The 13,416-nt window shown below is 34.5% G+C and carries 15 protein-coding genes; 5 read left to right on the top strand and 10 right to left on the bottom strand.

What is annotated here, in order from left to right:
- The first annotated feature begins 42 nt into the window (after nucleotides 1–42).
- From M2373_RS20255 to M2373_RS20245, 3 genes are read left to right on the top strand one after another with little or no spacing between them, the layout of a single operon-like run.
- Complete coding sequence (locus tag M2373_RS20255) at nucleotides 43–1,146, top strand: RNA polymerase sigma factor (RefSeq protein WP_259113079.1); 1,104 nt, start codon at nucleotides 43–45, stop codon at nucleotides 1,144–1,146.
- A gap of 11 nt (nucleotides 1,147–1,157) precedes the next feature.
- Nucleotides 1,158–2,033, top strand: a complete 876-nt coding sequence (locus tag M2373_RS20250) for a hypothetical protein (protein ID WP_259113078.1) — start codon at nucleotides 1,158–1,160, stop codon at nucleotides 2,031–2,033.
- Nucleotides 2,034–2,055: 22 nt separating this feature from the next.
- Entirely contained in the window at nucleotides 2,056–3,024 is a 969-nt protein-coding gene (locus M2373_RS20245; protein WP_259113077.1) for a chorismate-binding protein, read from the top strand.
- Nucleotides 3,025–3,115: 91 nt separating this feature from the next.
- Here M2373_RS20245 and M2373_RS20240 read toward each other — a convergent pair whose 3' ends face one another.
- From M2373_RS20240 to M2373_RS20195, 10 genes are all read right to left on the bottom strand, one after another.
- Nucleotides 3,116–3,310: a hypothetical protein gene (locus M2373_RS20240; protein ID WP_259113076.1), complete on the bottom strand. Its 195-nt coding sequence runs from the start codon at nucleotides 3,308–3,310 to the stop codon at nucleotides 3,116–3,118.
- A 5-nt stretch (nucleotides 3,311–3,315) separates the two neighbouring features.
- Complete coding sequence (locus M2373_RS20235; protein ID WP_259113075.1) at nucleotides 3,316–3,918, bottom strand: MarC family protein; 603 nt, start codon at nucleotides 3,916–3,918, stop codon at nucleotides 3,316–3,318.
- 44 nt (nucleotides 3,919–3,962) lie between these two features.
- Nucleotides 3,963–5,699 (bottom strand): BatD family protein, encoded by a 1,737-nt coding sequence (locus M2373_RS20230; RefSeq protein WP_259113074.1) that lies wholly within the window; start codon nucleotides 5,697–5,699, stop codon nucleotides 3,963–3,965.
- Entirely contained in the window at nucleotides 5,699–6,442 is a 744-nt protein-coding gene (locus tag M2373_RS20225; RefSeq protein ID WP_259113073.1) for a tetratricopeptide repeat protein, read from the bottom strand. Before M2373_RS20225 ends, M2373_RS20230 begins: the two co-directional genes overlap by 1 nt.
- A gap of 98 nt (nucleotides 6,443–6,540) precedes the next feature.
- Nucleotides 6,541–7,548, bottom strand: a complete 1,008-nt coding sequence (locus M2373_RS20220) for a VWA domain-containing protein (RefSeq protein WP_259113072.1) — start codon at nucleotides 7,546–7,548, stop codon at nucleotides 6,541–6,543.
- Entirely contained in the window at nucleotides 7,548–8,540 is a 993-nt protein-coding gene (locus M2373_RS20215; RefSeq protein WP_259113071.1) for a VWA domain-containing protein, read from the bottom strand. Before M2373_RS20215 ends, M2373_RS20220 begins: the two co-directional genes overlap by 1 nt.
- Nucleotides 8,533–9,429, bottom strand: a complete 897-nt coding sequence (locus M2373_RS20210) for a BatD family protein (RefSeq protein ID WP_259113070.1) — start codon at nucleotides 9,427–9,429, stop codon at nucleotides 8,533–8,535. Before M2373_RS20210 ends, M2373_RS20215 begins: the two co-directional genes overlap by 8 nt.
- Before the next feature lie 90 nt (nucleotides 9,430–9,519).
- Nucleotides 9,520–10,383, bottom strand: coding sequence for a DUF58 domain-containing protein (locus M2373_RS20205; protein WP_259113069.1), 864 nt, complete (start codon nucleotides 10,381–10,383; stop codon nucleotides 9,520–9,522).
- Nucleotides 10,384–10,464: 81 nt separating this feature from the next.
- A complete protein-coding gene (locus M2373_RS20200; RefSeq protein ID WP_259113068.1) occupies nucleotides 10,465–10,920 on the bottom strand; it encodes a GNAT family N-acetyltransferase in 456 nt (151 codons plus the stop codon).
- A gap of 6 nt (nucleotides 10,921–10,926) precedes the next feature.
- Nucleotides 10,927–11,931 carry a MoxR family ATPase gene (locus M2373_RS20195; protein WP_259113067.1) on the bottom strand — a complete coding sequence of 335 codons (1,005 nt, stop codon included), beginning with the start codon at nucleotides 11,929–11,931 and terminating at the stop codon, nucleotides 10,927–10,929.
- A 251-nt stretch (nucleotides 11,932–12,182) separates the two neighbouring features.
- On the opposite strand from M2373_RS20195, the gene M2373_RS20190 reads away from it, so the two are divergent.
- Nucleotides 12,183–12,653 carry a DinB family protein gene (locus M2373_RS20190; RefSeq protein WP_259113066.1) on the top strand — a complete coding sequence of 157 codons (471 nt, stop codon included), beginning with the start codon at nucleotides 12,183–12,185 and terminating at the stop codon, nucleotides 12,651–12,653.
- A gap of 1 nt (nucleotide 12,654) precedes the next feature.
- Entirely contained in the window at nucleotides 12,655–13,413 is a 759-nt protein-coding gene (rlmB, locus tag M2373_RS20185; protein WP_259113065.1) for a 23S rRNA (guanosine(2251)-2'-O)-methyltransferase RlmB, read from the top strand.
- Nucleotides 13,414–13,416: the final 3 nt, after the last annotated feature.

Below are 13,416 nucleotides of genomic sequence, written 5' to 3'. Positions count from 1 at the left end.
GTTTTTCACCAGTTTTGAAAGGAGGCTATTATAAGTAGATTAATGCAAACATACAATTGGCAAAAAATATACAGCGAATATTCCCCAAAACTCTTGGGGATTTGTCGCAGATATATACAGGATCTTCAAACTGCTGAGGATATATTGCAGGACAGTTTTATAGCAGCTATTCAAAACCATCATCAGCTTAAGGATGAAAAAGCTTTATTTGGCTGGCTCAAAAAAATTGTTGTCAATAATGCTTTGCAGTACTTACGCAAAAACAAAGATGTTTTTATTACCACTGAGCCATCAGAAATTCCAGATACATTTTCAGAAATGAATCCTACTTTTTCAGAAGAAAAAAAACACATTTTCATATATGATTTTACGCGGGAAGAGCTTCTGTCATCAATAGACAGCCTGCCTTCCCACCACAAGTCTGTTTTCAATTTATATTTTCTTGAAAATCATTCTCATGCCGAAATTTCTACTCTTTTGGGAATTTCTGTCAATACTTCGAAATCACATTTGCTGCGGGCAAAAAAAACGATTCAGAATTATTTGATGAATACGGTTTCTGATGAAAATACGCCCCGGAATAAAAAGAAAATGGCTCAGTTACTTGTCATTTTGGGATTTGGAGGAATATTATGGGCACAAACCTTCAAAGGTAAATTTTCAGACTTTACTATTGCCCCTTCAAAGCAATTAGAAATCCCTGAAAATTATAAAAGGATCACTAAACCATCATTCTCCGCATCCGGTCAAAACGGAAAAAAGAAAATAATCGCGGGATCTGTAATTATCATTATTGCCGCCGCTTCGGCTTTTGTATTCAATTCTAAAAATATATTTTTCGTGAAAGATAAGTCACCGGAAACATCGGATTCTTTTAATGAAAAAACCAATGATTCACTGATTGAAAACACGACAAAAAAGAACAACTTAAAAGCAGCAGATAGTGAATCGGAAAAGAACTCAGAAAACAATCCTACAAATTCTCAGGAAAGCATTTCTGGTCCACAGTCTGTTTCTCAAGAAGAATTTAAAATACATAGAAAAGAAAAAAAAATTATTGTAAAAGATTCAATAAAAGAAGTTGCCCAAAAAGTAATTGTTGTTAAAAAAATTATCCAGCGAGATACCATATTTGTAGAAAGATAAAATCACGATCCATGTTTTTTAAAAAGCTAATTTTCCTATTATTCATTATTATCGCAAATTTTTCAATAGCACAAAATAAAAAAAAGATTGATACTGTTTATGTTTATGAAAAAGTAGTCGTTTATGACACCATTTATCTCGAAAAACCTTTAAAAATAGTCCCCAAGGACATAATAATCTCTGACAGAAACATTGCGGAAATATCCATTAAAAATAATCTTTTAGCAGAAGATTCAAATACAGAAATAAGAACTTCTTATTTATTTCAATACGGCATTGAAACAGGAATTGGTATCAAAAGCAGCAGCTGGGCCAGAGAACTCTCGAGCCATAAACAACAGATGGGAGAACATTTTGGAGCATGGATTTCAAAAAATTTCTTCAGTCCGCGATTATCATTAATGCTTTCTGCCAACATTTATCATTGGAATTCTACATTTGACCTTGATGCGAATAAAGAAGACACCTATCTCAATGGTTTTTATTTCACCGAAGACCATCAGCCACTGCTGTTTCAGAGATTTAATAATAAACATTTCGAATATGCTATTCAGCTGAAATTTTTCTACGAATGGAAAAACATTCGTCCTTATGCAGGACTTATGATGAACAGAAATACCTATAAAATGCAATTCCTGGTTCCTGAAAATAACGTCCTTGATAAATCAGATGATTTTAAAACAACTCAAAATAATCTGGGCTTTTCCCTGGGAATACAATACCGGGTATTCAGACGATTTTTGATCTCTGCAGATTATCAGCAATACAAAATGAAGAATGTATCTTTAAAAAACAGCTCATTTGATTTTGACATCTTTAAGACTAATAATACCTTTGCAGAAAGAAAAATCAGTTTAGGAATTTCATACATAATTTCCAGATATTGATTTTCGATAAAGAATTACATTCATGATTTATTTCAAATTTCCATTTAACGAAAAACTCTATTCTACCAGTCAAAATAACGATATAAATACTGTAATTTTCAATTCTTTCGACCGCTTGAGGCAACTTCATTTTGATGGAGATCTTACTGAAATTGATTCTGAAAATTTTAATAAAATATCTATTACCAGTAAAGAATTACCGGAAAGTAAAGATCATTTTATAGCAGAAACAGAGAGCGAGTATTTACAGAATCTGGAAAAAATCATTGAAGTTATCAAAGAAAACAACCTCCCAAAATTGGTGTATTCCCGACGAAAACTTTTTACCGATTTTAAAGAAATTGACCTGAAGGAAAGTTTTAATAATCTATGTAAATCTTACCCGAATGCTTTCAGATACATTTTCAATAATGGAGATGATGCATGGATAGGAGCATTTTCGGAAGTTTTAGGAAAATTCAATAAAACGACTCATGAATTTGAAACAATGAGCCTGGCTGGCACGCTTCCGGTTTCAGAAAGCTGGTCTCAAAAAGAAATTGAAGAACAAAAGCCTGTTTCTGAGTATATCGAGAATATTCTGAAAAATTATTCGGATAGCATTGAAAAATCAGAAACTTATGATCATATTTCAGGAAATATCAAGCATCTCAGAACTGATTTCAAAATAAAAATAGATCCTGAAAATCTGGATGCATTAATTCATGATCTTCATCCTACTCCGGCTGTCTGCGGAATACCTAAAGATTTTTGTAAGGAAAATATAGAAAAGTTCGAAAAATATCCGCGTGAGCTTTATTCAGGATATATCAAAATAGAAACGGAAGAAACGGTTCAGTATTTTGTCAATCTGCGTTGTGCAAAGCTTTACCAAAATGCAGTTCATTTATTTGTCGGTGGTGGAATTACAGCTCAAAGCGACCCCCATAAAGAATGGCTTGAAACAGAATTGAAGTCTGAGGCTGTTTTGAAAAATTTAGTCATTTCCTGATAGACTTCCAAAGCTCCGTAAGACATTCAATAAAAAAATAAAACCTCTTTCGCCTGAAAGAGGTTTTTATATAGACTAAATATTGTACTATTTATTTCTTTACGCCAATTTTACTCCATGTATTCATTACAAAAAGTAAGATTAAACCAAGAACACCTGCGGCAATTGAGAAAATAAACTTAAGATTATCTTCTGACAAAACATCTGATTGCCAATCTATTGCATATACATTAATTGCAACAATAATAATTAACACTACTAAAAATACTTTATAAAACTTCTGCATGATACTTAAAAATTAATATAATTCTGCACTAATTGTGCAAAGTTTGCGGTGAATAATTTTATTGAAATTGCCAAAAGGATAATTCCGAAAACCTTTTGCAGAATAGACAACGTAGCCTCGCCCATTTTCTTCTCTAGCCATTTCGCAGATTTCAGCACCAAATATACGAAAATTGTATTGAGAACGATTCCTAAAATAATATTAATATCATGAAATTCAGCTCTAAGCGATAAGGTAGTCGTAAGGGTTCCGGCTCCGGCAACAAGCGGAAATGCAATAGGGACAATGGATGCAGCCTTTGCTTCAGTTGTTTTGTTAATCTCAATTCCCAGAATCATTTCCAGGGCTATGATAAATATCACAAAAGCTCCGGCAATAGCAAATGAATTAACATCTACTCCGATTAGCTTAAGGATTTTGTTTCCGACAAACAGAAAAATAATCATGATCACTCCTGCGGTAATAGAAGCTTTACCAGCTTCAATCTGTCCGAATTTCTGCTGCAGACTTACCACAATGGGAACTGAACCAATAATATCAATTACGGCAAATAGTACCATAAAACAGGTAACGATCTCTTTTATAGAAAAATCATTAAAAACTTCCATCTCTTTGTAATTAAAAATTTCGCAAAAATATGAAAATAAATTGATTATTTATCAATTTGAGAATACAAATTAACAATTGCTTTTAAAAGCTCATCTATTCCTTCTATCGACTTTACGGGAACAAACTTCTCCATTTGAATTCTTTGAGAAAGAATTCTGTATTCTTCTGCAACGCCACTCCCTTTATAATTTTCTAAAAATATCTTAAAATCTTCTTTAGAGCCTTGTGAATACTGAGTTCGTACTTCTGAATCCAACTCCTCTACGGTATCAAAAAACTTCTGATACTCTTCATTATCTTTAAGATTTTCCAGATAACTGAAATAATCATTGACATCTGTTTTTAGAGTTTCTCTGATTTCACTTTCTGTTTCCGCAATAGAACCTAACGATTTCGCAGGTACAGTTTCCTTAACTAAATTACGTTTTTTTTGCCAAGTCTTAAACAAAAGATAGATAATAAATAATCCTATTAATATGGCAATATTAGTTAAAAGTACATTCCAGTGAAACTTGCTCTTTTCCTTTACTTTAAAGGTAGTGGTTTTTAAAACAGGTGTATTTACAGTTTCTAAAAATGTGTTGGTATATTCATTTACTTTTTCAACCGTAGAACGGGATGCCATGACCTGCTCATGGGATAATGAATTTAAAGATAAAGTCTGCTGGCCCAAATCTACATATTCTTTTTCAGCAGGGTCAAAAAAAGCAAAGGGTTCTGTTTTTATAGAAAGTGGTCCAGCCTTATTAGGAATAACCACATAATGCGCCTGAATTTCTCCTTTAATTCCTGTAGTACCCGGAGCTGTTTTCGCCGTAATTTTCGGCGCAAAAATCTCATAGTCTGGTGAAGCAGCAATTTTCGGAAGCTCCATATCTGCTAAATTTCCTTCTCCAGCAACTTTTATAACGACATTGATCGGTTTTTTAACCTCAACTTTTTCTTTGGATTCGTTATAAACACTTACCTTGAAGTTTCCGACAGCATTTTTAAAATATTCAGGAGAACCTTCCGGCAATTTTTTTACATTAATTCTTACCTTATTGGAGACAATTTTATTTTTATGGGAATAAGAACTTACTGATGCCGAAACAGAAGGAACTTCTATATAACCGGCTTCGTTTGGAAATACCATAAATACGGCTAAAACCTGCGATGCCATACTTCCGTTATCAGAGGGATCAATTTCAGATTTTGCAAAACTTACCGGATGTACATTAATGTTTTCATTCTTAGGAAGACTGATATTTTTCACCTTCCTGAAATTATCCATATTCTTTGAATACACCTTCAGAACGGCAATTGTAGGCTGATCCTGATACACATCACGATCCTCAATCTCCATGTTCAGATATACATCATTCGACGTATTGGCAGCAACAGGTTTCCTATCAACATCTTTTATAAAAATATTAAAAGGTTCTGTTTTATAAATCTTATTGCTGACTGTCACCAGAACCGAGCCTATCTTAACCTTTCCTTTTTGTTTGGGCTCAAGAGCAATTCTGGATACTTTTTGAATAATAACAGTATTGGTTTCAGGATCTACCAGCGTATTGGTTACAGACCCACTTCCGATCATATTAAACTTTGACAGATCTGGAAGCTGGAAACCTGTCTGCTGTACGAGATCTCCTCCATTCATTTCCAAAATAATCGTAAGGTTAATAGCTTCCTTACCATTATAATCTGTTTTATCTGATTTTAAAGTTAGATTGACCTGTCCGTAAGAAATTACGGATATAAGAAGAAGTAATATGTGGGCAAATCTATACTGCATCACCAATCTTTCTCGTTGCTCTCAGGCATCGAATAAGAATTTTTATTCAAAATTCTTCTGGCGGTTTCTTTTTCTTTTTCGCTTACTTTATTTAATATTGCGTTTTCAAGATCTTTGGGTAATTTTCCTTCATTATTCTGGTTCGGATCAGGGTTATCTCCTTGCGGACTCTTGCCTTGATTTTGCTGGCCTTGTCCCTGATCTTGTTTTTGATCATTTCCTTTTTGATCATCATTTTGTTGTTGGTCTTTACCACCGCCTCCTTTACCTGAGTTATTCTGCTGGTCGTTTTTCTTTTGTTGGTTTTCTTTTTCCTTCAACTTTGCAATTTCATAATTCTTTCTGGTCGATTCGTTGTAAGGATTTTGTTTTAAGGATTGCTTATAATAATCCGCCGCTTTTTCCGGTTGATTCATCTGCATATAAGTATTTCCTAAATTATGAAGAGAGGCCGCTTTATCGGGAAGAGTCTGAGAAAGCTGCTGTGCCTTTTCAAATTCCGTCTTTGCTTCTTCATATTTTTTATTTTTATACAAAGCATTTCCAAGATTATAATGAGCGGTAAAATCTTTCTCATTGGATTTTATCGCTTCCATATACTTCGAAGAAGCTCCATCATAGTCTTTACCGTTGAATTTTTGGTTACCTTCATATACCAAAGTTCTATAGCTTTCCTGCCCAAATAAAATACCTGAGAATGAAAAAACAATTATAAACGATAAAAAAATGATTTTAGTATTCATCACTTGCAAAATTATTCCTTTATATGTTAATAAACAGCGTCTTATTTGTTAAAATTGGGTTAAAGTCATACCGTAACATTCTTTGAACAAGACGAAAATTAAACATTAAAATCTCTTTTAGGATTAAAAATATAAATTAAAAAGAATAAAAATATAGAAATCGCTAAAAAATATTGATAATAATGATTAGCATTCTGAGATTTGACCAAAGTTTCGGAAGATGAAGCTTTTCTCCTTAATGCATCAACAATCATTTCCGGACCTTCATTGATATTGTTTCCGTCAATATAAGATCCACCTGTTGATTCTACCATTTTTTTCAGTGCTTCAGTCTGTCTTTTAGAAATCACCGTTTCACCATTCATATCAGACTTGTAACCCATTAACTGACCGAAAACATATTCTGGAACCGGAGCTCCTTCATCTGATCCTATTCCTACCGAAGTCACCATTATTCCTTCTTTCTTTGCCAGATTTATTGCTGCATTCTCATTTCCTTCATTATCTTCACCATCACTTAACAGCACAACTTTTCTGGCGCCTTTGTTTACATTTTTAAATTTCTGAACAGCAGTTTCCATTGCCTTCAGGAAATCTGTTCCCTGAATCTGCATTGAGTTGGTTTCAATTGCATTGACATATGTTTCCGCTGAATTATAGTCTGTTGTTAATGGCATGATTGAAGCCGCCTGTCCTGCAAAAATCACAATCCCAACTTTATCGCTTTTCATCTTCTGCATCGTATTGATCATAAGATTTTTAGCCTCCGTCAAACGGCTTGGATTGATATCTTCCGCATTCATAGAGTTGGAAACATCAAGCATGAAAATCACATTATTTAATTTCTGATTCGTTTTTACTTCTTCCGAACCGTTTAATAAATCAATAATTGAAAAGATTAAAAAAAGAGTCCCCAATAAATACAGGGCCGGAAAAAATTTTGTAAATCCCGATCTTTTTTCAAATAAAAGTTCATGAAACTGACTGTCTGCAAAAATTTCTCTTTTTTTATTTTTCCACTTTAAATAGCGGATCAGAAAAACAGCTAAAAGCGGTAAAAGCAACAGCAACAATAAATACCAATAATTACCTAAATACCATTCCATCAGCTTAAAATTTTATAGAAAACCCATCTCAACAAAGCATCAAACAACAGCATTCCTAAAGCAATCCAAAGAAAAATTTTGAAATACTCTTCGTAATTATATAGTTTTGATACTTTTATATCTGATTTTTCCAATTGATTAATTTCATCATATACTTCCTCGAGACTGCTGTTTGAGGTTGCTCTGAAATATCTTCCACCAGTCATTTCTGCAACTTCCCGTAATACAGGCTCATCAATTTTCACTTCTGTTTCTGTAAAAACAAGATCTCCAAAAATATCTGTCTGAGTCGGCATCAGAGCATATCCGTTTGTTCCGATACCAATGGAATATACTTTAATATTGTTATTTTTTGCGAGTTCAGCAGCAATGGCAGGCGGCATCGCATTTTCTATTGTATTGACACCATCGGTCATCAAAATGATGATTTTACTTTTTGCTTTGCTGTTTTTAAGGTGGTTGACCGCTACAGAAAGCCCCTCACCTATTGCAGTTCCCGGCTGAAGTTCCAAGGGATTAAGATTTTTCAGTTCATCGATAACCACCTGATGATCTGATGTCACAGGTACTTTTGTAAATGCTTCCCCGGAGTAAGTTACTAAACCGAGTCTGTCATTGGGTCTTTTTTCGACAAATTTTATAGCGATATCTTTCAGTGCAGTAAGACGGTCCGGCGTTAAATCCTTGGCCAGCATACTCAACGAAACGTCCACAGAAAGCATGATATCAATTCCTTTTGTATCATCACGGTCCTGAGATACTGTAAAAGTTCTCGGTCTTGCCATAGCGATGATCAATGCAGAAAGCATCACATACTTGGATGTTTTCAGAAAGAAAAGTACAGCCTGGATTCCTCCGCTGCCTTCCATATTTCTAATTGTCGGAACTTTTATTCCCTTTCTTTTTTTTATGCTTACATCCTTAAATAATAAAGGAATAAACAAAAAGAAAAGCAGTAAAAACCACGGACTATAAAATTCAAAATTAAACATCCTTTCTTAAGTTTTCGAATTCCAAGTCTTTTGATGATCTTTTCACAAAATCTCTGATATCTGCAAAATCTTTTTCCATCGTTTCTTTATCAGGAAAAGTTTTCGCAAACTTTACCATATCCCCTCTCAAAAATACGTTTTCTACCACTTTCTCGTTTTCCTGGGAAATCGTATTATTCTTTTTTATTAAATCAATCAAATCATCCGTCAACAAAACATCTGCAGGCAAATGATACTGACGGGTAATAAATTTTCTTGAAATGTCAATAAGTTCTACATAGAATGAGCGGTAATTACCAATTTCCACATACTTTTTCTTCTTAAGTGCATCCAGTTCTTTTAACGTCTGATTCGTTGCAATAACAGGCGAATCTTTAGATCTTCTGCCCCATTTGATAAACATGATGACCGCAATAATCAAAGCAATAATTCCTAATCCCGCTAAAATATAGAATTTATAAAGCTCCCAGTAATCTTTTACTTCAAGCTTTACCTCCTTATTATTCATAATATCTGTGATCTGATCGGCTTTTTGGGCAGTATTGATCACATCTATTTCATAAGGAATCGTCTTTAAAACCTTGCTTCCTACTTTGAATTCAAGTTCTGGAATCGTAAACTTTCCTTCATCATATACTGTAAATTCAATCTTTCTTTCGTATAAATTTTGATTCTGTCCTATGCTGTCTTTTGTTTCTTCAAAATGAAAAGGAAGCAGTTCATTTTTAGGAGCTGCGGTGACCTGCTGATTACTAAGATTATCAATCTTTATTATAAAATGATTGACTTCACCCAAAGCCATGGTTTTCTTTTCAACATTCGAAGACAGTATCTGTGAAAATGCGTTGACACAGACTAAGGAACATATTATAAATAGTATTTTTTTCAATGGTCAGTAAATAAATTTGGCTAAAGCCTTCTGTTCTATTCTAAATCTCCACGGGCTTCCTCCGACAGGCGAAGGATCATTGCCCATTATCTATTTTTTCTGGAAGTAATTATACAACAATTTTGAATAATCTTCACCAGTATTTACATTCATAAAACTGGCCGAACTATTCGCAAAATCTTCTTCCAAAGCTTTTAATTTCTGTTTTTGAGCTTCAGCAAAAGTGTATCTCCATCTTGCACTGGAAGTATTTGCCCAGACCTGTTCTCCTGTTTCCGAATCATACAATAAAGTATATCCAACATCCGGAATTTCATTATCTTTTTCATCATAAATTCTCATTCCGAGCAGCTGATGCTTTTTGGATGCAACTCTGAGTATTTTAGAATCATAGTCATCTTCAAAATCTGAAAATAAGAAAACCAGCGATTTTCTTTTAAAAATTCCCATCATATATTCCATCGCTTTATCAATTTTTGATTCAGCAGGAACATAATCCGCGGTTAAAATATTACTAATAATTGAGAGAATATGTTTCCTTCCCTTTTGAGGCGGAATGACTTTGTAGACTTTATCCGCGAACAAAATCAATCCTACTTTATCATTATTTCCGGCTGCAGAAAAGCCTAAACTTGCCGCAATTTCTGCTACATATTCTCTTTTCAGCTGCGTTTTGGTACCGTAATCCATCGAAGCTGAAATATCTACCAAAATCATCATCGTCAATTCCCTTTCCTCTTCCATCACTTTTACAAATGGCTCCCGAAAACGAGCTGTTTTATTCCAATCGATTCTACGGATTTCATCTCCGAACTGATAAGGACGAACTTCCGAAAAAGTCATTCCCTGCCCCTTAAAAGCACTGTGATATTGTCCCATCAGAGAAGCTTCCGTTTTCTTTCGGGTACGGATTTCAATCTGCTTTACTTTTTTTACAATATCTTTTATTTGCATATTCTGCTTTTGAGAGTATTCGTGTTTGAGCGTTTTTTTGACATTTTAAAAACTTCCTGCATCCAGCTTCCAACTTCTATTTTATTTAAATTCAATAGATACATTAAACCACTCATCGTCAAACTTCGGACTGTATTTTTTATAAAAATTAATGGCCGGCTCATTCCAGTTCAATACCTGAAAAACCATTCCACTGTATTGTTTTGATTTTCCGTACCCCAGTGTAGCATCAAACAGCTTCTTTCCGATTTGTTTTCCTCTCAATGTTTCAGTGACTACCAAATCTTCGAGATATAATCTTCTCCCTTTCCAGGTTGAATATCTGTCATAGTATAATGAAATACCAACAATCTTCCTGTTAAATTCCGCTACAAAAGCTCCCCAAACAGGATTTTCACCGAACCCGTCTTCAATAAACTGCTCTAAAGTTAACGTCACTTCATGCAATGCCTTTTCATATTCGGCTAATTCTTTGATGAGCTCCAACATGGAAGCACAATCTTGTTGAACAGCCTTTCTGATTACAATTTCTTCCATTAAAAACTAAGGCGCTTGAATTTTTGCTAAAATCCTGTTTACAATTTCTTCCGATGAAACCTCTTCTGCTTCTGCCTCAAACGTTAAACCAATTCTGTGTCTCAACACATCTTTTGCTAATGCTTTTACATCTTCAGGAATGACAAAAGCTCTTCCTTTTAAGAACGCATAGGCTCTCGAAGCAATCGCCAGGTTAATTGACGCTCTTGGAGACGCTCCGAAACTGATATAATTTTTAAGCTCAGACAGACCATAATCTTCTGGGAAACGAGTGGCAAAAACCATATCCAGGATATATTTTTCGATCTTTTCATCCAGATAAATCTGATTGATCAATTCCTTAGCTGCTACAATATGCTCAAGAGAAATAACCGGTTTTATTTCAGGTTGATGAGAAGTCGAAACCATTCTCATGACCGTTCTTTCATCTTCAAATTTTGGATAATCGATCGTACATTTCAACATAAAACGGTCACTCTGCGCTTCCGGCAATAGATAAGTACCTTCCTGATCGATCGGGTTTTGAGTAGCCAAAACGAGGAAAGGCTTCGGCAGCTTCATTGTTTCATCACCGATGGTCACCTGTTTCTCCTGCATCACTTCCAGAAGAGCCGACTGTACCTTTGCAGGCGCACGGTTGATCTCATCTGCCAATACAAAATTGGCAAAAACAGGACCTCTTTTTATAGAAAAATCATTGTCTTTTACGTTATAGATCATTGTTCCCACGACATCCGCAGGAAGCAGATCCGGAGTAAACTGAATTCTTGAAAACTCACCATGAACAGCTTCCGCCAACGTTTTTATCGCTAAAGTTTTAGCCAGCCCCGGTACCCCTTCCAGGAGAACATGGCCATTTCCCAAAAGACCTACCAAAAGGCGGTCTATCATGTATTCCTGACCAATAATAACCTTATTGATTTCGTCCCGAAGACGGGAAAAGTGGTAGTTTGCCTCTTTTACCTGCTCCGTTAATTGACGAATATCTTCTGCTTGATATGTATCTGACATAGTCTAATTTAAAATAATTGGTAAATTTCTAATAAATACTGGCATTAATCAACACAATTAATGCCATATTTGAGTTAAAGTTTGTTAAATATTCCAGCATTAATGCGAGATTCAGAATACTTGAAACCTTAAAACTCAATACTATTATTGAAATTTTTCATAAAAATATATAAATTTTGCTTTAATCTACCATTCAAAAATTGTCATTTCCAGTTTATTAAACTATTTTTGGTGATTAAAAATTTTGCAAAATGAATTATCATTTTCAAGCTCACAGACAGGTAAGAAGAAACCTTTTGGATATCCTGCAGAATACTTCTCACGAAGACCTTTTGTTGATTCCGGATGGTTTTAACAACAATATTTACTGGAACATTGCACATACCGTTGCCACACAGCAGCTTTTGCATTACTACCTCAGTGGAAACCCTTTCAGAATTGATAAATATTGGATTGAAACCTACAAAAAGGGAACCTTACCGAACTTAAATGTTCAAAAATCAGAAGTGGAAGACCTTGAGTTTTTACTGACTGAAACTTCAAAAATTCTGATGAAAGATTATGATAGTGATTTTTTTTCAGACTATACCCCTTATACTACAAGTTTCGGGATGGATCTGAAAAGTATTCAGGATGCGATCATTTTCAACAATATGCACGAGAGCTTGCATTATGGATATATCATGTCGCAAAAAAGAGCAATTTTAGGAGAAAAATATTAAAATGACAGATAAGAAAGACGATTTTATTTTCGGGCTGCGTCCCGTAATTGAAGCTATTGAAGCAGGGAAAACAATTGATAAAATCTTTGTGCAGAACGCGCTACAGGGAGAAATTTATGCTGAATTAAAAACTGTTTTAGCTAAAAACAAAATTCGTCCCAATTACGTTCCGGTTGAGAAACTGAACAGATTTACGAGAAAAAACCATCAGGGTGTTGTGGCATTTATTTCAGATGTACCATTTCACAAAGTTGAAGATATTGTTCCTCAATTATTTGAAGAAGGAAAAACGCCTTTTTTATTAATTTTGGACAGATTAACTGATGTAAGAAATTTCGGAGCAATCTGCAGAACGGCAGAATGTGTAGGTATAGACGCCGTTATTATTCCTGAAAAAGGAGGAGCACCGATTAACTCTGACGCTATAAAAACCTCTGCAGGAGCACTTTACAATATTAAAATCTGTAAAGAGCCTAACTTAGCTCATGTTGTAGATTTTTTACAGCAAAGTGGAATTTCTGTATTCTCAGCTACTGAAAAAGCTCAAAAACTCATTTATGATGTAAGCTTTACAGAGCCATGTGCTATTGTAATGGGAAATGAAGAAACCGGAATTTCCAAGGAAGTTTTACATCATTCAGACGAAAAAATAAAACTTCCAATTGAAGGAAAGACACAGTCTCTGAATGTATCTGTAGCCTGTGGAGCTATTTTGTATGAAGCGGTAAGGCAGAAAATGACTGCAGTTCCAAATCTATAATGT

The sequence above is a fragment of the Chryseobacterium sp. JUb7 genome, assembly GCF_024806495.1.
Lineage (GTDB): Bacteria > Bacteroidota > Bacteroidia > Flavobacteriales > Weeksellaceae > Chryseobacterium.
Note: the sequence above shows the minus strand (reverse complement) of the source record. Positions and strands in the feature narration are given on the sequence as shown.

Bases quoted from the DNA above. Each gene is read 5' to 3' on its own strand.
- M2373_RS20225 (WP_259113073.1), bottom strand. From the start codon at position 6,442: ATGAATACTAAAATCATTTTTTTATCGTTTATAATTGTTTTTTCATTC.
- M2373_RS20240 (WP_259113076.1), bottom strand. From the start codon at position 3,310: ATGCAGAAGTTTTATAAAGTATTTTTAGTAGTGTTAATTATTATTGTT.
- M2373_RS20245 (WP_259113077.1), top strand. From the start codon at position 2,056: ATGATTTATTTCAAATTTCCATTTAACGAAAAACTCTATTCTACCAGT.
- M2373_RS20215 (WP_259113071.1), bottom strand. From the start codon at position 8,540: ATGTTTAATTTTGAATTTTATAGTCCGTGGTTTTTACTGCTTTTCTTT.
- M2373_RS20250 (WP_259113078.1), top strand. From the start codon at position 1,158: ATGTTTTTTAAAAAGCTAATTTTCCTATTATTCATTATTATCGCAAAT.
- M2373_RS20235 (WP_259113075.1), bottom strand. From the start codon at position 3,918: ATGGAAGTTTTTAATGATTTTTCTATAAAAGAGATCGTTACCTGTTTT.
- M2373_RS20255 (WP_259113079.1), top strand. From the start codon at position 43: ATGCAAACATACAATTGGCAAAAAATATACAGCGAATATTCCCCAAAA.
- M2373_RS20220 (WP_259113072.1), bottom strand. From the start codon at position 7,548: ATGGAATGGTATTTAGGTAATTATTGGTATTTATTGTTGCTGTTGCTT.
- M2373_RS20190 (WP_259113066.1), top strand. From the start codon at position 12,183: ATGAATTATCATTTTCAAGCTCACAGACAGGTAAGAAGAAACCTTTTG.
- M2373_RS20230 (WP_259113074.1), bottom strand. From the start codon at position 5,699: ATGCAGTATAGATTTGCCCACATATTACTTCTTCTTATATCCGTAATT.
- M2373_RS20195 (WP_259113067.1), bottom strand. From the start codon at position 11,931: ATGTCAGATACATATCAAGCAGAAGATATTCGTCAATTAACGGAGCAG.
- rlmB (WP_259113065.1), top strand. From the start codon at position 12,655: ATGACAGATAAGAAAGACGATTTTATTTTCGGGCTGCGTCCCGTAATT.
- M2373_RS20205 (WP_259113069.1), bottom strand. From the start codon at position 10,383: ATGCAAATAAAAGATATTGTAAAAAAAGTAAAGCAGATTGAAATCCGT.
- M2373_RS20200 (WP_259113068.1), bottom strand. From the start codon at position 10,920: ATGGAAGAAATTGTAATCAGAAAGGCTGTTCAACAAGATTGTGCTTCC.